Here is a 19,444-nt window from a genome sequence, read left to right as displayed (position 1 = left end):
TTAAGGGGTGGCGATCGCCGCTGGTTTAGCCTTCGTTTCGGCGATCGCCCCTTGGAGGGTTTCAATTAACTCTTGATCTAAATAGGGCTTCGTTAAGTAGCCATTTGCCCCCAACTGCTGGGCCAACTGACGGTAGCGTTTACTACCCCGGGAAGTCAGCATTAGCACCGGAAGTTCCGCTTTCGGATGTTTTTTGCGACAGCGGCCGAGAAACTCAAAGCCGTTCATATTGGGCATTTCCACGTCACAAATGATCCCGACCACTTCAGGGTGAAGCTCTAGTTGATTGAGGCCATCGGCACCGTCTTGGGCCTGGATGACACGATAACCGGCCTTTTGCAGGGTGGTGGAGAGGGTTTGTCGTGTCGTTAGAGAATCATCAATGGCGAGGACAGTCGGCAAAGTTAGTTTTGGCTGGCGGGTCTGGAATTGGGGATTAATGATGGTTGTGTTGTGGCTATCTTTTTGGCAGACCCGTTCAATGAGGGCAGCACTATCTAGGACAGGAACCAGGCGACCATCCCCTAAAATAGTGCAACCAGAAATATACCGAGGTGAGGCGATCGCCGTCCCAAAGGGTTTGATCACCAGATCTTGTTCGAGGAGAATTTGATCGACCCGCAAACCAATCACTTCATTGGCCTGGGCCATGACCAAAACCATCTGTTGGCCCACTTGATTCCAAATATTACTGATATTGCCCTGGGCTAAAGAGCCAATTTGTTGCCGACTGGCAATGGCCGAAGCGGGATAATTAAAGCCACTCAGGAGGGCCTGGACGAGGGGCACTGTTTTCCCCTGCCAGCGGAACTGTTCTTGGTGACCATCCTTCGTAAGATCTGCTTTTTCGGCAGCGGCGATCGCCGACAAACTATTGATAGGCACCGCAAAGACACTCTCTTGACAACGGAAAATCAACAATTTTGTAATGGTCATACTCCAGGGGAGCCGGAGGGTAAAAGTTGTCCCTTGGCCTAGCTTAGAGGTCAGGGAAATATTCCCCTTGAGGGCGCGAATTTGCAGACGTACCGCATCAAGGCCCACCCCCCGACCCGATAAATGACTGACTTTTTCTGCTGTCGAAAAACCCGGAACAAAGAGTAATTCATACAGTTGTGACCGAGATAATTCTGCCGCTTCAGTGGCACTGACTAAGCCTTTGCGCACGGCTTTGGCACGGACCTTTTCAATGTCAATGCCGCGACCATCATCCTGGATTTCAAGGTAGGTAGAGTTGCCCCGGTTGTAGGCTTTGATTGTAATCGTGCCCGCTTCTGATTTATTGTGGGCAAGGCGTTCTTCGGGGGAGTCGATGCCATGGTCAAAGGCATTACGAACTAAGTGAACCAGAGGATCATAGAGCTTCGATAAAATCGCTCGATCCACAAGGGTATCGGTTCCTTCTAGGTTCAGGCTGACGGGTTTATTACCCTTAACGGAAAGATCACGCACAGTGCGCGGAAAACGGTTCAGAAGCTCCCCAATGGACAACATCCGCGCTTGGATTAGATTATTTTCTAGTTGTTTGAGGGTTTGTTGTCGTTGTTTGAGGGCCTGCTGATCCTGCTGGGCGATGAGGGTGGTGTCTTCAATGGTTTCACTGAGCTGGGCCATTTCCTCGGTCATGGTCGAAGCAAAAATGACAAATTGCGCCAACTGAGCCCGGGCCTGGGGATTTTTGACCACCAGTTCTTTGGCATATTCTTGGAATTGCGCGGTAATTTTATCGAAGCGACCATACCAGCGTTTGAGGGAATCGAGGGCGTCGCTGCTTTGTTTATTCCGGAGTAGGGCGCTGTTGTCCTGGGTGACTAATTCGCCGACCAGGCTGTTGAGGTGATTGAGGCGGCCCATGTCGAGGCGCACGCTGAGGCTATTGGTGTCGATGCTTGGTAGAACGGGATTGGTAGGGGGGGCGATCGCCTTTTCTGGGACTGGTGCTGCTGCTGCTGAATTTGGAATTAACTTGGGTTCTAACGCCTCAGTCTGAGGAGGGCTGGGGGGAGTCTCGTCCTCGGTGGAAACAATATCATTCTGGATGATCGGTTCACTGGGTTCCGGTTCATCCATGAGCACCAGGCTCGTGAGATCTACATCGACCTCTCCTAGGGCGTCATCGGCTTCTAGGATCAGTTCAGCCAGATCAATGTCACTCAGAACGGGTCGCATCTCGGCTTCTGGTCGGGCATTTTGGGTTAAAAATTGGAGGGCGGCCAGTTCATCGGCATCGAGGGAAAGACCGTTTCCTAAATCTTCGCCATTGCCGTTATTCACGAGGTCATTGACCGTCTCTAGGGGAAGAGTTTCTGGTGCCGTTGACGGGGAGGGAGTCTGGGTTTGGCTGAGTTGGTGGAGGGCGGCACTGGGTTCTCCTCCCTGGGTGCGATCGCCAGCGAGGACAGCAGCTTGGCCCGCTTGGAAATCAGCAAGGGCGCAGCGGGCAATCTCTAGGTACTGCTCAGCATTGGTTTCAAGGGCCGTTTGGGCCACCTGGGCGATCGCCGCAAAGCCTTCGAGGTTCAACATATCGCCTAGAGTCGCCAAAACTTCCATTTGGGAAACGAGTTCCCCGTGGGGATTTTTCGTCGGCGGTTTGTTGACGTAATTTTCGAGGCGACCAAGGGCCTGGGGGACTTCTTCTTTGAAAATAAATTCAGTAATATCCCCTTCCATCTGCATTTCCGGCAGTTCTGCCGCTTCATCTAGGGCATGACCTAACTTTTCTTCTAACTGGCTAAAGATCGGTTTTGCCCGTCCTAAAGCGTGGTCAGGGTCATATTCTCCCTGGTGAATTTGCTGATTGATGGGGTCTTGGAGGGCGTCATAGGCTTCGAGCAACAGGTTTTCCAGCTCCACATCGAACACAGTGTCTTCCTTGTAAAGAGCTCGGATGCCGTTTTCTAGATCATGGGCGATCGCTTGGATGGCCATCAAGCCCACACAGGCAGCGCCCCCTTTAATGGAATGGGCGGCCCGCATCAAACCATGGATTGTCGGTGTTTCATGGTCTTGGCAGAGGTTCATCAAACCCGTTTCGAGGTGCTGCAAAAGCGCCTGTGATTCCTGGACAAAGAATTCATAGGCTTGATCGTTTGTATCAACTGTTTCCTTGGCCATGATTGGATGATGATCCCCTACTCAACCGATGTGATGATAAAAAATAATGTTGCGATGCGATGTTACTCGACAGGGTGGGGAAAGGGCGATCGCCTCTCCCCGATACCCCGACAACTACTGCACCTTAAAGCGAGACACACTCTGTTGCAGTTCTCCGGCTACCCCCAGGAGCTTGGTGAACGATTCCGCCACCTTCACCGATTGGGCGGAGGTTTGATTGGAAACATTGGCCACATCCTGCATCGTTTGGTTCAGCTCATTGGAAATATCAACCTGGGTAGACGCCGAATCCGCAATTTTTTCGACGGTTTGGTTAATACTCATACTGACCTTGGCAAGATCCGTGAGGGCTTGGCGTGTCCCTTTCACCAATTTCGTTCCGATCAAGACCCGCTTCCGGCCCACATCCATGGCTTTGATCACCTCGTTGGTTTCCGCCTGGATTTCTTCGATGATCGCTTCAATCTCCTTGGTGGCGTTGGCCGATTGTTCCGCTAGGGTGCGCACTTCATTGGCGACGGCAAATCCCTGTTCTTCTTCCCCGGCGCGGGTTGCCTCCACAGAAGCATTCAGGGCGAGTAAATTGGTTTGGTTGGCCAGTTCGCGGATCAGGTTTAAGACCCGGGAGATCTTCTGGGAAGAATCCGCCAGATTTTTAACCTTGCGGGCCGTTGCTTCAACGGTTTGTTGGATCGCCACAATCCCCTGGACAGTTCGGTTCATGGCCATGTCCCCTGATTGGAGGGTTTTGTTGGCCAATTGGACTTTGGCTTGGGCTTCCTGGGCGTTGCTGGCGACCTCTTGGATGGATCCAGTCATTTTAAAGAGCTTATCGAGGGCCACATTGACGCTCTCAGCTTGGCGCAACGCTTCCGCAGACAGGTTTTGAATCAAGGATTCACTTTCTTGGGCAGTGTCTGACACAATGGTTGTCGATTCCTGTACCCGCTGTACGAGCAGTTGGAGATTTTCAAGGGTGGCGTTGAAAAAGTCAGCGACAGTGCCCATTTCCCCTTCGGTGACCCCAGCCCGCACGGTCAAATCCCCTTCAAAGGATTCTTCGATTTCTTCGAGGAAGTTTTCAATTTGCCCTTGGAGTTGCTCCCGCTGTTGACGCTGTTCTTCGGAAACAATTTCTGCTTGACGACGGGATGTTTCGACTTCTTCGAGGAGGAGGGCTTGGTCGAGGGCATAGCCCAACTGGATCGCCACCTGACGGAAGGATTCTACCAGGGGAGCCTCCCATTCTCTGATACTCGAACATTGGTGCGCCCCCAAAAGACCATAAAGCTTTTGGTTAACGAGAATGGGAACCACCACGTTGGCCTTTACCTGCCATTTACCGAGTTGTTCTTCGTGACAAGCGGTGAGGCCAGCTTGGGAGACATCGGGAGTCACTTGCACCCGCCCTTGGCGATAGGGTTCAACGTAATCTTCGGGGAAACAGGGGGCATCGCCGGAGGTCATCATATCTTCGCTGAGTTTGCGCCAACCGGATTTGACGGCTTCGTATTTAATCCGGCCATCCCAGTTGTCATCAAAGCGATAAACTACGACCCGATCGCACTTCATGAGCTTGAGGGCTTCTTCGACGCCAGTCCGGAAGATCCGTTCTAGATCGAGGGATTCACGGATCCGGAAACTGATGAGGTTTACTTGGCGTGTCCGGACGAGTGCCTGCTCCTGTTCCCGGCGGAGGAGGGCCTGGTCGAGGGCATACCCCACCTGTTCTGAGAGTTGACGGAGGATATCAATTTCCGTCTCACTCCAAAGACGGGTGCTGGCACATTGGTGCACAATCAACATGCCATAGAGACGTTGGTTCGCACTAATCCCGGTGGCCATATAACCCTTGACGCCATAGGGGGCAAACTCATTCACATGGCAGTCAACAAAATCAGCATTAAAAATATCGGGAATCGCGACGATGTGACCCTTCTGGTAATTTTTTGAGAGCTTTTCTGTGACTCGGGGTTCATTGGTGCGTAAGCCGAGGGTTGTGGGGTAGCCCTGCTCCACCGATTCCGCGGTGATCAGCCCTTTCCAAGAGGAATCAAATTCATAGACAATTGCCCGGTCTGTGCCCAAAAGATCCTGGGCTTCTTCGACGGCGACATTGAGAATGGCCTCTACCGTCGAGGCGGCCTGGAGTCGCATCCGGGTTTCATTCAGGCGCTTGGCACGGTCTTGTTCTTCCTTGAGGAAAGCCTGCTCTAGAACATAGCCAATCTGCTGGGCAATTTGCTTTAGGGTATTGATCTCTAGGTCAGTCCATTGGCGCGGCCCAGAACATTGATGCACGATCAACATGCCATAGAGCTTTTGGTTAGCGACGATGCCAACGGCCATGTAGCCTTTAACGGCATGGGTCGCAAATTCGGTGATGTGACAGTCGATAAAGTCGGCTTCGTAGATGTTGGCGTAGGCCGTCACTTTCCCCCGGATGTAGGCCTTGGCAAATTTTTCGGTGACACGGGGTTCGTTGGTTTTTAATCCCAGGATCGACTCAAAACCAGACACAACGGATTCTGCATTGATCAGGCCGCGCCAGTTTTGATCCAAGCGATAGACAATCGCTCGATCAGCAGTGAGGATGTCTCGCGCTTCTTCGACGGCGGCGCTGAGAATTTCTTGGACTTCGAGGGATTCCTGGAGACGGGCACTCATCTCACTTAGGCGTTGGGCGCGCTCGGCGGTCATCTGCCGTTGTTCAATGAGGCTAATGCGTTCGAGGGCAAAGTTAACTTGGTTGCTAATTTGCTGGAGTAGGTTGCTATCGACTTCTTGCCAGGGGTGGGCACCTTGGCAACGGTGGACGACGATCAGGCCGAAAAGATTGCGTTCGATGGTAATAGGAGCAATCATCATCGCCCGCACCTGGGCCTGGTCGAGGGTTTCTAGTTGGGAGGCACTCAAACCGATGTCGCTGAGGCGATTTAGGACGGTGAGTTTGCCGCGCTGGGCCTGCTTGAGGTAGCGTTCATCGAGGCCACAGTCCTGGAGTGTTTTGCCCATGAGGCTTTTCCAGCGGGGATCGGCAGCTTCGGCGATCGCCATGGCTTTTTGGGGGCCATCGACCCGGAAAATGAGCACTCGGTCGGCTTGGAGGGCTTCGCGGGCATCGTCTACTGCTGTTTCGAGGATCTCCGCGGTGTCATTAAAACTACCGAGACGGGACGACAATTCATTGAGAATTTGGGCCTGGAGCGCGGCATTTTCTTGCTGTTGGAGGGCAAAGGCTTGATCGAGGGCAGTGCTGACCTGGGTGGCGGCCTGGCGCAAAATCTCTAGTTCACTATCGGCCCAACGGCGGGGTAGTGAGCATTGGTGCACCATCAAAAAGCCCATGAGTTTTTGGCGGGCGATAATGGGGGCGATCGCACTGGCGCGAATCCCTTTCGCCTTCAGGTGATTGAGCACCGCTTCATCGAGGTTGGCATCGTAGATATCCTCGATGACAGTCACTTGACCCCGGAGATAGGCGTCTTGGTGGGAGGCCTCCAGCCAGGGAAGATCGAGTTCTAGGCCCAGGATTGTCGGAAACTGCCGTTCTACAGCTTCGGCGACCACTTGACCCCCAAGGGCATTTTCACCGAGCTGATAGACCACCGTGCGATCGCCCCGGAGCGCAGTTTGCACTTCCTGAACCACCGCCGCAAAAATATCCGCTGGCGTGAGAGATTCCCGGATCCGCGCACTGATTTGGTTTAACCATTGGGCCTGTTCCGCCGCCGCCCGCTGTTGATCTAACAATTGGGCCTGGTCGAGGGCGTAACCCACCTGCACCGCTAACTGCCGGAAAAATTCGATCTCCGACTCTGACCATTCCCTGGCGATCGCACATTGGTGGGCCACCAATAACCCATACAACTCTCCCCCCAAAAGCAGCGGTGCCGTTAAACTTGCCTGGACTTCCAATTGTTGCCATTGATCCAGTTGGGTATCATCTGTTGTCGTTCCGTGGCCGAGATTGTTAAACGCTTCAACTCGACCCTGCTGAAAGAGCCGAATGGCATGGTCTGACAACCCCACTAGAGAATAGGACATTCCCAAAGCGCTGGGCCACCGCCGTTCCACGGACTCGTACATCACTTTGCCGAGCCAATCTGGGTCATCAAAGACATACACCACCACCCGGTCTACATCCAGGGCATTGCGCGCATCCGAGACCGTCGCATTGAGAATATATTCAAAACTTAAGGACTCACGAATGTGGGAAGTCATCGCATTGAGAAGCTCAGCCCGTTCCACTGCCGCCCGTTCTGTGGCTAACAGAGATTGGAGTTCTTCCGTCATCATGTCGATGTTGGAACGAAGATTACTGAGTTCACTCACAAGGGTGCCAGCCTTTGAGGTGAGGGTAGAATGCTTGCCGTTGTTGGCGTTGGTGGCCTGTACCGGCACAATGGTCACCGTTTCTTCAATGGGTCGTTCTTTGCGGTCGTGGCCGAGGGATTGGGGCTGAAGACGGTTGTCTTGGGAGCTGTTGGGGCGGAAGGGAGCTTGAGTCATGGCAGTTTCAGGGAATTTCAATTTAGATAAACGCAGGGAAATGAAAAAATGAGAGGCCAAAACATTGGGCCGATTCATGATTCAGTCTGGAAAAATTAGCCTGGGGATTTGAGGTGATCTAGCAAGGCTTCGAGGTTGATGCTCAAGATGGTTTCCCCCGAAGCCGTCCGAAACTGGCCAGCCACCAAAGCTGAAACCTCAGGGGGGATTTGCCCTGGAGGACCAGGTAATAACTCCAGGCGATCGCCGCGTATGAGATGCTGCACCTCGGCGACGAGAATCCCGAATGTCTGGTGGTTGACCGTAACCCGTAAAACATGGCATTGCGATCGCCCATAATCACCAGCCAATAAAGGAGGCAAACGCAGGGCATAGGCTAAATCCACCAGCCATAGCACATCGCCGCGCCAGCCACAGACCCCCACCACCGCAGGCGGCAAATCTGGCATTTGCACAATGTGTCCCAACTCGACATTGATCGTTTCGACCAATTGAGCCGTAGGCACCATGGCCCGAAAACCATCGGCCAAAAGAATACCAATGTATTGTGTTGTGCTACTTTCCGGGGCAGAGGTCACAGGGGCCATAAACAACGCTCCAAATCAAACTTCAGTCAACAAATAGTTGCGCTAGACGGGATGGCAAATCAGGCAGCGCCAAGCTTAAGGGATCCAACGCCGTACCGCGTTTAACAATTCATTTTGGTCAATGGGTTTAGTGACATAATCATTGGCCCCCTGTTTACTGGCCCATTTTTTATCCATTTTTTCAGCTTTGCTAGAGCACATGATGACAGGAATATTTTGGGTTTTTGGATTATTTTTCACCTCACGACAAAAGCCAAAACCGCTTTGGCCCGGCAGCACCACATCCAAGACAATGCCATCGATCATTTTGTGATCCAGGATGGCCCGCGCTGCCTCTGCCGTCGTCACCTTTAGCAAGCTAAACCCGGCATTTTCTAGGCAACTTGTGATAATTTGTGCTTCTGTCGGACTATCTTCAACTAATAATAAAGTTGCCATTACAAACCTCTGGGGAAAATTCAAATTAAATAACAATTTTTGTTTGAGAGCAACCCTTAAGTAAACTTTGAAAAGTCAAATTTTATCGGGTAGAGCTAGAAACTTTTAAGGTGACATCTTCTGTTTCATTATCCTGTGCGGCAACTTCATCTAAATATTTTTCAATTAAGGCAATGGTTTTCTCTGGATCCGGTGGTTTCCCCAAAAAATCTGAAGCTCCCACGAGCTTGGCTCGATTGCGATCAATCAAGGTATCGCGGCTGGTCAAGACAATAATTGGCGTTTTTTCAAACACAGAGGTTTGCCTGAGAAACTTACACACGGTGTAACCACTAGCATTGGGCATTACGAGGTCAAGAATGATCACGTCTGGTTGACTCTCGATGAGCTTGGCAACGCCCCGCATGGGTTCACTAATGCCGATGGTGCGATAACCAGCCCCTTCGAGGATTTTCCGTAGGGTTTGGAGAATCACGGGGCTATCATCAATGCAAGCAATGAGGGCATCACGCTTTTCGGGCGATCTCAGACTGCCGGAGGTGGGGCCATCAGCATCGGTAGATTCTGCAAGATGGCCTAGGGGAGGGGGTAAATCGGCAATTTTTTCAGTTGAACAATGCGCTTTTTTAATAGGGGAATTAGGGCATTGGCAACGCTATTAACCGATTTACCAAGGCACACAGAAATGTCCCACATGGTGAATTGTCCATTGAGATACTGACCCAAACTGCCAAGGGCACTGGCATCAATACCGGCCTTTAGCACTGGGGCGAGGGTGGGACTCAAGTTACCAAGACCAGCGGCTTGCCATTGTTGTTGGAGTTGCATGACTCGCTTGAGGTCGGGTTCGACTTCTAGGTAAGACAAGGACAAACTGAGGGCGATTTCTGTGGCATTTTTTTGGGTTTCATGGGATTCGATGGTGGCATCGGCATAGCAACCAAGATCGAAGAAGACTTCCTGGGCGATCGCCCGAATAATTGCCTTCGCTTGCATGACCGTCAGTTGTTTGGTTGTGATCCCTTGGTAAAGGAGCTGATATTCCCACATTTGCGAGCTGATCAGTTCTTGGGGATTTGGCGTCCACTGGGGGGCGAGCCGTTGGGTAATGCGGTTCCAACGACGGGTAGAGTGGATACCGGCGGTGGCATGGAGAAGACGCCCGGACAGGAGATGAATATGCCCCTGGTATTGACTATTCCCCACAATCAACTCACCCGTAGCCCGGGTTTGGCACAACTGGTTTAGTTGATCGGCGATGAAACTGAGTGTATTGCCTGCAGCAGTCATATTCTGTGTCTAGAGCATTCTCGATTTCAATATACCCATAACATCACGATCACCTAACAAAAACTTTGCAACAATACACAAATCAATTTATTGATTTAAAACCCTAGAAATCAAGCAATTAGCAGCACAATAAACCCAAACAATATTTTCTTTGCATGGGAATTTATTCGCTTTATTTTGATTTTTATTGCCGCACAAGTATTGAGGCGGTTCTTAATTCCGCTGTTGCTTTCTACGTATAAACACTGAAGCTTGTTTTAACTTTTGTGAAGTTCAAGAACATGTTGACTGTGGGACGTTTGAAAGTAATTCTTAAGAAAAAATTATAGAGATTTCTCCTAGACAATTTTGTGAAGATTTGATGTAGCTTTTGCTGTTCTAGGCGAGAAAAAGACGCCGTTAGCGATGGTTTGGGTTGACAAAGGGCAGTGGCGATCGCCAACAATGACATAGATTTCTAGCCCTCTCCAGTTGAGACCATGACGGATATTGCGACGTTAATTGCCCAGGTAAAGACAGAGGCAGAGCGGGAACCATTTCCCATTGATGTGCCTGTGTACCAAGCAGCACGCCTTAATCCCACGGAGCCAGTGCTCTATGCGGGGAATCTCAAGGCATCCCTGTGTTTTTTCGGGCGGGATTTGGGACGGGATGAGGTGCACGCCCGCCAACCCCTCTATGGTGCTGCGGGCACCCTGGTACGCCAGGGATTTTATTATGCAGTTCACCACAAAAAAATCCATGACAAGGCGCAATTGGCGACGGTGTGCGATCGCATTTTGCTGACCAATACGGTGCCCTACAAACCACCGGGCAACAAGGCCTATCCGGTGTCGGTTAAGGAACGATTTCGCCCTTTTGTGGAGCGGCTATTGGTGTTGCACTGGCAGGGCAACCAAATCATCACCCTGGGTACGGAAGCCTTTAAGTGGTTTGACCCCTACGGACGACGGGGAGAGGTAAACGGGTTCTTCCGGCGGGGCGATCGCTTTGAGACATCCTTGCAAGTGACCCTCCGGGCGGTGGATGATCTGGGAATGGAACACCAAAAGATCGTTACTTTGTCGCCTTTGCCCCACCCATCTCCCCTAAATCAACGCTACTATGCCCAGTTTCCTCAGATGTTGCAAAATCGTCTGGGGGCGATCGCCTTTTGAGACCTCGCTTTTGCGGGCTGTGCTTAGTCCTGTTCCGTGAGTCCTGCCTGATGAAAATCTTGGCCCGACCCATATTGCCACGCTTCACGCCGTCGTTTGGCCTGGTAACTATCTCCCATGGGCAGACGCTGACTGAGCGCATAGCTAGAGGTATAGAGACCCAGGGCAAGGTAATGGCGCAACCAATCGGCCAACGCGCCCACCCCCAAATGGGGCAACAGGGGCAACACCGTTTTAAAGTTCACCCTGGGTAATGTCTTCGTTAGGCCTTGGAACTGCACCACATCCTGTAAGAAAGGATTGAGGGTGTCTTCCCCTAACTGGGCCATCACCCCAAAGACCGCATTTAACAGGTCATTAATCTGATTGGGTGGGCAGCTTTGGTTTACTCCAACGCTCATCGCTTTTTGAAAAAGCCAGGTGACCGAAAGATTCGGTTGGTAGGGTTGTAGCTGGGCGAGGGATTGGCGATCGCAACAGTCCTGGGTCAGGGCATCATCTAAACCGTTGGTGAGTCGCTCCAGATGCCTCAACATTGCCCCAAAGCCACCAAAACTAACGGGGGATTGGCCACCACTACTGTCGCCAATGGGCAAAATGCGGTCCCAAGGATAATGCAGAGGACTGCGACGATAGCTCGGGAAAAAGCCAAACAGAAACCGCTGAAAATCCAAGGCGGCTAAATCCACCTGTTGATAGTCAGGCAGTAATTTTAGATATTCCTCCAGGAGAAAAGCTAGGTCAAACCGTTGGGGATGGGCATCGAGATAGGTAAATAAATAAGTAGTGCGGCCATCGTGGGCGGGAAAGGCTTCCCAAAAATACTGACATTGGTTGCGAATCGGCGTGAAGGAATAGATTAAATCTCCTTTACTATTCGCCGCAAACCCCTGGGCGCAGCTTCCCACCACTAGACAGACACCGTCCGGCTTTTGGCCTTGGCGCACCTGTTGGGCAATGGGAGAAAAATGCCCCATACCATCCAAAATTAAGCGGGTGTGGAACGTGAATTTTTCAGTCCTGGCGATCGCCCCCTGCGGCGAAACCGTAATCCCTGTGCAAGGGTGATTCTCAAAAATTTTGCCGCCCCAGGTGAGGAATTTTTCCTTCAAAACCGCCAGTAATCGCCGGGGACTCACACCAATATTTAAAATATCTTTCACCCAGAGGGGATCTCCCCCATGGAATTGGATACGCAGGGGATTGAATTCCGTGGCGATGACTTCGCGCAGTTCGGTCTCACTGAGCAGTTCTAAATCCAGAAGCGTCTGCAACTCACTCCGGGAAATATTCCATTCCTGAACGCGCCCTTGCAATGGCCCCCGCTCCAAGATAATCACTCGCCAGCCTCGCCGTTGCAGGGCCGCCGCGAGGAGCAAGCCTAAAGTGCCCCCGCAGACGAGCACATCACAATCATAGTCAGGGCAGTCTTCCGTACCAATTTGCACCATCGCCGGAGCGCCAATCTTACCCTGTCGCCAATTTTGCCACCGTTGATCAGCGGCCCGTAGCCCCTTGAGGGGATCCCCTGGCATTGCGCCCAAAATTGTTTCTACCTGACCCATGGCGATCGCCTCTCATTTTTCTGCACACTGTGGCTCTTTTTTATCATTTTTCCTGAGAGTGATGGTTATAAATACTTAAAAAATCTTGAATTTCCGGGATTGCCTTGACTTCATAAAACTTAATCAATAGAATCAGCGTAACTTAACACCGCCAAAATATTCAGGCTTAATCATTTGGTGCGTTGAGTGCTGTTTTAATTCATTTTTAATATTCAGGAGCTTGCCCGTGCTAGGAAAAATTTTAGGAAAAAAGAAAGATAACTTTTTCATGGAATTACCTTCCCAAGGTAACGACACAATCGCCGAAGCATCTGTTGCGCCCGAAGTGCGGGTACAGGAAACACCTCAGGTAGAAGCCCCTACTGCTGAAGCTTCCCAAGAGGCCCCTGCTCCCGTAGCCAGTGCTCCGGCCCCCAATGTTAATGACCCCACCGATGTGATTGTGGCCGCCATTCAAGCTGCAAGCCGAGAAGCCGTCCTCGCACAGACAGTAGAAGTTGGAGCCTTTGCAGAAAACTATCTCCTCAAACCCGGCAACCGTTCCAATCGTCGCTGCCCAGGGGCAAACATGGCTGCTTTTAAAGCGATGGCCCAAAACATCAAATTCTAGAAAGAGGCTTGAGTCAACAGAATTTCTGTCAGGGACAACGACATCCATTCATGATTTAGGGTTGAAAAAGGGAAGTGATTACTTCTCTTTTTTTGTGACAAATTTATTAATGTGGCGATGGTCAAAAAATAAATCTTTGACACTAGGGCCATGGGGAATCTGTGCTGCATGGAATTGGTACCAAAATTTTTTCGCTGACCGTTTGGGGCAGATCCAAAATCTGTGGTAATTAAAAAGCGACAAAAGCCATTGCGATAGGGTCATCCTCTCTATAATGATCGCAACACTTGCAAACTGTTGCCACCATGAGCCAAAACCTTCCCCCTTCTTCCGAAAACTCAGTGCAAGTTCCACCATCCCGTCGGCGTCAACGTCTCATTACGGGGGCGGCTGTGGGCCTTGTGTTAGCCGTGGGAGCGGGCCTAGGCTATGGGCGTTACTACATCTACCAGCGCTTATCACCACAAATTGAGCAGCAGCTTAATAAGCAAATTGATCGCCCCATTAACCTGGGGTCAGTGCAAGGATTTTCCTTGGGGGGATTACGGTTTGGCCCGTCTGAACTGCCACCAACGGCGGATTCCAATGATCAGCTTCTGGTTGAGGCGATCGCCGTTGATTTTAACCTGTGGACGTTGCTTACCCAGCGGCGCTTAGACTTAAACCTCACCCTGATTAATCCCCAGGTGACCGTTGAGCAAAACCAAGCCCGCAGATGGCTAGATTTGAACATTGCTCCCGATGACCCAGATACTGAAGGTCTCGAAGTTAATATCAACAACATCCGCCTCCGCCGGGGTCAACTGACGTTAATTGCCCGCCAACGTTCCGGCACCCTGAGTCCCCCTGTGCAGTTGGCGATCGCCTCCGGGAAAGGCCGCCTCACGAACCAAAACAAAGTAATCAATTTTGATGTCCAGGGTAAGTTGGCGTCGGGGGGAGACTTAAACATCGAAGGAATCCTCGATTTTGACCAAGAAACCAGCAATCTCAGGATTCGCGCCCAGAAATTAGACCCTGTCGCCATTTCTAACCTGGTGGTTCCCCCTGTTACCTTTTCCGGTGGTGTAGTAGATGGTGCCATCGAGTTATTCCTAGAAGAAGGCGACCTCAGCGATTGGAATGGAGAGTTAATGGCCGAGGGTTCGACCCTAATCGTTCCGGCCCTTGCCAAACCCGTAGAAGATTTTTCCGGCAAAATTGGCTTTCAAAACCAAGAACTTCAATTCCAACAGACGACAGGCCGCCTGGGGACGCTTCCATTTAATGGCGATCTAAATATCAATTTTGAAACGGGTTTTACGGGACAAATTGAAACAGCCCCCGCCGAAATTGCCCAAATCCTGGACACCTTTGAATTAGAATCCCCAGCCTTTCCGGTGGAGGGTCAATTGGCAACGACGGTGACCTTTGGGGGGCCACTGGAACAAATTCAGTTGGCCGTTGCGGCAACGAATGCCAGCCAATTAAAAGTTGATCGCCTGACCCTGGAGCGTTTTCAGGGCGATCTGACCATTACGGGTAATCGTTTTCTGGTTGAGCAGTTCACCGCCCAACCTACCCTGGGGGGCAATATCACTGGCCAAGGGGTGATTCAATTGGCCGATGAGAGTACATCTTCGCCTGGGGCGATCGCCATTGCAGCCCAGGGGGATCAACTACCGACGAATGCCCTGGCCCAACTCTACGAACTCAATTTACCCGTCACTGCCGGGCCGGGCCGCACGGATGTGGTGTTTGAAGCGCCCCTGAATCAAGTCTCAGAATTTGTCGTCTCAGGTACCGCTGTGGTGCCCGTGGCTGGGGGCCTGGTGACGATGCCCAACCTGCGCATTACCCAAACCCAATTCCAAACCCCTGCCCGCGCCCAGGGACTGCGTCTCGCCCAGCTTACGGAACAGGAACTGCCCTCCTTTCTCCAGCGCAGTATCGTCAATGGTGATTTCCAAGTTGCGGGCACCTTTGGCCAGTCAGAACCCCAGGCACAAGCGGGTTCCCTCGACATTACCGGTCAGGCCCGCACCAGTTTTGCCAATGGTCAGGCGATCGCCCGCAATATTCGCGTTGGGGATGGTCGGTGGCGCGCTGACCTGGCCTTAAATAACCTCGATCTCAAAGAAATTTTACCCGCTGTTCCCCGTACCCTAGTGGCGGACTACTCCGGTCAGTTCCAGACTGGGGGAACCTTAGCTGAGGTGAACTTAAATACCGTCGAAGCAACGGGTTCCGGACGCCTCACGGTGGGCAATGGTGAGATTCGCACCGAGGGCGTCACCGTCGCTGGGGGGGAATGGTACAGTCGTACCGCCCTAAATAATGTAGATTTAGTGAGCTTTGCCCCCCAGTTGGCCAATGTGGCAAATACAGTCCCCAGCCAAGGTCAGTTTGAGGTACGGGGTAATTTAGAGGATCTCTCAGTAGAGGGGATTTTGGCCCAGGGTTCCCTGAGCGCCAGACTAGCAGGCGGTGTCATTGACGGCGGATTGTTAACGCTCCAGAATGGTCAACTCCAAGGGGATTTCACCGCTCAAAATTTGGCTCTAAATCGCCTCAATAGCAGCCTGGAGGGAATTGGCAGTGGCGCTGTGCAATTAACAGCGGATGTGACCGAGCCAGACCTGAAGAATGTGCGGGCCGAAGGGGATCTGCGCCTCAGTGAAGGGGTCGCCCTGATTAATTCTCCGTTAACCAGTCAATGGGCTTGGAATGGGCAGCAACTGCAAATCCAAAGGGCGATCGCCGAAAATTTCCGGGCCGATGGGGTCTTAACCATTGATAGCGATCGCCTCGGTCGCGATGCAAGCCAAGCAATTACACAATTGGCCCTCAACCTAGAAGCCCAAAATCTTGATCTCCAGCAACTGCCCTTACCAGAGGTGGCCCAGTCTCTCGATGTTGCAGGTCAAGGGGATTTTCGAGGCACGATCCAAGGGACGCTCCAGCAGCCCCAGATCAATGGTCAAGTCGCTCTCAATAATGTGCAGTTAGCCGAATTAACCCTCGACCCCACCCTCCAGGGCACCATTCAAACCCGCAGCGATCGCCGCACCATTATCGCTATCGAAGGGGAAGAAGACCAGATTTTTGCCCGTCTGAATTCCCGTCTCCGCCCAGAACAAGCCGAACTCAAGCTCGATGGCTCGACCCTAGACCTCGCCCTGGAGTACAACCAAGCGGGCCTCGAACCGACCCGACTCCAACTGAGTAGTGGCAACCTCCCCGTTACCTTGATTCAACAGGTGGCCCAGGGACAACCCGCTTTGCAACGGCTTGATTTTCCCCTAGAAACAATGGTCTTGGGGGGAAGACTCTCCAGTGAACTGCGGGCGGATCTCCAGGCGAATTCGGTGTCCGGTCAGGTGGCGATCGCCCAACCGATGCTGGGTTATCTTGAAGGCGATCGCCTCAGTGGAAACTTTTACTTTGCCAACGATACCCTCAGGCTCCAGGATTTCCAATGGGCGCAAAACGGTGGCCTCTACAGCGTCGATAGCACCATTGCCCTAGCCAACGAAAACCGTCCTAGCCCAACCATTCAAACCACGGGCACCATTGAACAAGGCCGGATTGAAGATGTTTTAGCGGCCCTGCAAATTTTCGATTACGGCGATTTCCAAAATCTCGGCAGTTTGTCCCTACCGGATTATTTTGGCCGTTCCAGTCGCTTCGATCAGAGCGCCGATCTCTATGCCAACCGTCCCCAGGATCCGCCCCCCATCACCACCGAAATTGAGTCTGTGGCCGTGCCAGCCCAACCCACCCTGGAATTAGCCGATGCCACGCCCCCTGAACGGGAAAAATATCGTTGTGATACCCTCCTCAACGGCATGGCTGAAGCGACTCCGCCGGAAAATAATGGCGAAAATCCGGCCCTCTATAGCCGTGGCGATCGCCAACAATCCTTTGCCGAAAGAATCGCTCTCCTCAGTTGCGTCCAAAGCCAACTCAATTTAGATGTCGCCGAAAGTAAACCACTCCTGCCCGCAGAATTAGCAGACCTACGGGGGGAATTTAGCGGCGATTTGAGCCTTGCCTACAATGCAGAGACTGGTCTCCAGGCGGATTTTGATCTCACTGGCGGATACCGCGAAGTGGCCGTATTTGGTGAATCACAAATTGTTGGTTCCCCTTGGCAGTGGGGCGAAATCACGATGCCCCAAATTATTGCGCGGGGTGTGCTGCGGGATCGGGTCTTAACGTTGCGGCCCGTGGGCATTCGTCTCTCGGAACAAGATGGCGGGGGACGCCTAAGCTTTATTGGTAGCTTTGGGGGCGATACCCAAACGGGACAATTGCGCCTCACCGAAGTCCCTGTAGCCTTTTTAGAAAAGTTTGTTGATTTACCTGAGGCGGTGGCGATCGACGGTTTTATTAACGCCAATGCTGCCCTTGCGGGAACTCCTGATGATCCCTCGGCCCGGGGCGAAATGACCATGGCTAACGCCAGTATTAATGACACGCCGATCAATAGCGTCAAGGGGAACTTCACCTATGATGATGCCCGCCTCGATTTCATCGTTGATAGTGAACTGGTGGCCGAGGCTGACCCCCTCCAAATTACAGGCAGTATTCCTTACCAACTCCCCAATGCGACGGTCGTCCCGGAGAGTAACGCGCTCAATCTCACATTTAACCTTGAGAATGAGGGATTTGCCCTCTTAAATATTTTGACGCGGGGTCAAGTGGCTTGGCTGGGCGGTGAAGGGGAAGTGGATCTGTCCATTGACGGAGAAATTGATCCCGATACGGGGCGGCCAGTGGATCTGGTGGCGGATGGTCAGGTGGCGATCGCCCAGGCAGAGATCCAAGCCCAGGTACTGCCCGATGCCCCCTTGACCAATGTCCATGGGCAAATTGACTTTAATCTAGATACCCTGACCGTCCAAGAACTCACCGGCGATTTTAGTGGTGGCCAGGTGGCAATCTCTGGGCAACTACCCCTCGCCAGGGCGACGACCGAGAGCCAAACCCTCGATGTGCGCCTAGAAGATCTCAACTTTGTGCTGCCTGATCTCTACCAAGGGGGCGTTGCGGGCAATTTGATCATTGCTGGTACCAGCCTAGAGCCGACCATTGGGGGCGATTTAACCCTCCGAGAGGGACGTATTTCATTGGCAGGGAACCAAGAAAATGGCAATGGTAATGGCAACTCAGCCGCAGCCACAGACCAACAAACCACGGCCGGGAATAAACAGCTTGACCCAGGGACATCCCCAACACCGAAACGCGTTTCCAATGTCGATCTGCGGGCGATCACAGAGTTTAAAGACCTGAAAATCACCCTTGGCGATCGCGTGCAAATTACCCGGCAACCGATTCTGAATTTCCTCGCAACGGGCGATTTAACCCTCAATGGCACCCTCAATGATTTGCGTCCTGCCGGGGTGATTCAGTTAGATCGGGGTCAGGTCAATCTCTTTGCTGCTCAACTGCGGCTTGCGGGTAATCGTAATACCGCAACCTTTACCCCCAACTTTGGCCTCGATCCAGAGCTTGACATCACCCTAGAGACTTCTCTGTTGGAAAATTCCCGGTCATTTCTTGCCACTACCGATCCCCTTTCTGCTGAAATTCGTGACAATAGCGTCTTTGGCCCCAGCCAGATCGGCACCGTCGAAACCATCCGTATCCAAGCCAATGTGCGGGGACGAGCGAGCAATTTAGATGAAAATATTGAATTGACCAGTAGTCCGCCCCGTAGTGAAACGGAGTTGATTTCTCTCTTGGGGGGATCTTTCTTAGAAAACTTCACCGGGGGCAGCACCAACGAAACTCTAGCTTTGGCTAACCTAGCTGGTTCCGCCCTTTTGAGTAATATCCAAGATGTCATTGGCAATGCCCTTGGTTTGAGCGAGCTACGCCTCTTCCCCACGGTGATTACAGAAGATGAAGATGAGAGCAGTTCAACCTTGGGGCTTGGGGCAGAACTCAGTGCCAATATCAGCCCAGATTTGTCCCTGTCGGTGCTGCAAATTCTGAATAGTAGCCAACCCGCTCAGTTTGGTCTCCGGTATCGGGTCAACGATGAGATTTTTGTCCGAGGCTCAACGGATCTCAACAACGATAATCGTTTTTCTGTCGAATATGACCTGCGATTTTAGACACAAAAGCAGAAAATTTAACAATCTTTCCTGAGAAACGTTAACATTATTTAATAACCAACCTGAA

General features: G+C 52.0%; 11 protein-coding genes. 3 read left to right on the top strand and 8 right to left on the bottom strand.

The window, feature by feature from the left end:
* From AWQ24_RS00245 to AWQ24_RS16500, 6 genes are all read right to left on the bottom strand, one after another.
* Window positions 1-3,117, bottom strand: coding sequence for a hybrid sensor histidine kinase/response regulator (locus tag AWQ24_RS00245; protein WP_065715681.1), 3,117 nt, complete (start codon window positions 3,115-3,117; stop codon window positions 1-3).
* 114 nt (window positions 3,118-3,231) lie between these two features.
* Window positions 3,232-7,629: a GAF domain-containing protein gene (locus tag AWQ24_RS00240; RefSeq protein ID WP_232318837.1), complete on the bottom strand. Its 4,398-nt coding sequence runs from the start codon at window positions 7,627-7,629 to the stop codon at window positions 3,232-3,234.
* Window positions 7,630-7,724: 95 nt separating this feature from the next.
* A complete protein-coding gene (locus AWQ24_RS00235; protein ID WP_030006792.1) occupies window positions 7,725-8,216 on the bottom strand; it encodes a chemotaxis protein CheW in 492 nt (163 codons plus the stop codon).
* 75 nt (window positions 8,217-8,291) lie between these two features.
* The gene (locus tag AWQ24_RS00230) at window positions 8,292-8,654 is read right to left on the bottom strand and encodes a response regulator transcription factor (RefSeq protein WP_030006793.1); all 363 of its coding nucleotides are present in this window, start codon (window positions 8,652-8,654) and stop codon (window positions 8,292-8,294) included.
* An 82-nt stretch (window positions 8,655-8,736) separates the two neighbouring features.
* Complete coding sequence (locus AWQ24_RS16505) at window positions 8,737-9,129, bottom strand: response regulator (protein WP_065715679.1); 393 nt, start codon at window positions 9,127-9,129, stop codon at window positions 8,737-8,739.
* A gap of 101 nt (window positions 9,130-9,230) precedes the next feature.
* Complete coding sequence (locus AWQ24_RS16500) at window positions 9,231-9,944, bottom strand: DUF4388 domain-containing protein (RefSeq protein ID WP_065715678.1); 714 nt, start codon at window positions 9,942-9,944, stop codon at window positions 9,231-9,233.
* Window positions 9,945-10,423: 479 nt separating this feature from the next.
* Between AWQ24_RS16500 and AWQ24_RS00215 the strand changes: the two genes are divergently transcribed.
* Window positions 10,424-11,101, top strand: coding sequence for a uracil-DNA glycosylase family protein (locus AWQ24_RS00215; protein WP_012305685.1), 678 nt, complete (start codon window positions 10,424-10,426; stop codon window positions 11,099-11,101).
* 23 nt (window positions 11,102-11,124) lie between these two features.
* On the opposite strand, the gene AWQ24_RS00210 is transcribed toward AWQ24_RS00215, so the two are convergent.
* Both AWQ24_RS00210 and AWQ24_RS16495 read right to left on the bottom strand, forming a co-directional pair.
* Window positions 11,125-12,666, bottom strand: a complete 1,542-nt coding sequence (locus AWQ24_RS00210; RefSeq protein ID WP_065715677.1) for an FAD-binding oxidoreductase — start codon at window positions 12,664-12,666, stop codon at window positions 11,125-11,127.
* Between the two features lie 132 nt (window positions 12,667-12,798).
* Window positions 12,799-12,936, bottom strand: coding sequence for a hypothetical protein (locus AWQ24_RS16495; RefSeq protein WP_157094557.1), 138 nt, complete (start codon window positions 12,934-12,936; stop codon window positions 12,799-12,801).
* Between AWQ24_RS16495 and AWQ24_RS00205 the strand changes: the two genes are divergently transcribed.
* Both AWQ24_RS00205 and AWQ24_RS00195 read left to right on the top strand, forming a co-directional pair.
* Entirely contained in the window at window positions 12,935-13,276 is a 342-nt protein-coding gene (locus AWQ24_RS00205) for a hypothetical protein (protein WP_065715676.1), read from the top strand. The two genes, AWQ24_RS16495 and AWQ24_RS00205, sit on opposite strands and share 2 nt — an antisense overlap.
* Before the next feature lie 305 nt (window positions 13,277-13,581).
* Window positions 13,582-19,377: a translocation/assembly module TamB gene (locus AWQ24_RS00195; protein WP_065715674.1), complete on the top strand. Its 5,796-nt coding sequence runs from the start codon at window positions 13,582-13,584 to the stop codon at window positions 19,375-19,377.
* The last annotated feature ends 67 nt before the right edge of the window (window positions 19,378-19,444 follow it).

Origin of the sequence: Picosynechococcus sp. PCC 8807 (genome assembly GCF_001693295.1) — a bacterium.
Classification (GTDB): Bacteria; Cyanobacteriota; Cyanobacteriia; order Cyanobacteriales; family MRBY01; genus MRBY01.
This window is presented reverse-complemented; position numbering and strand designations above follow the sequence as displayed.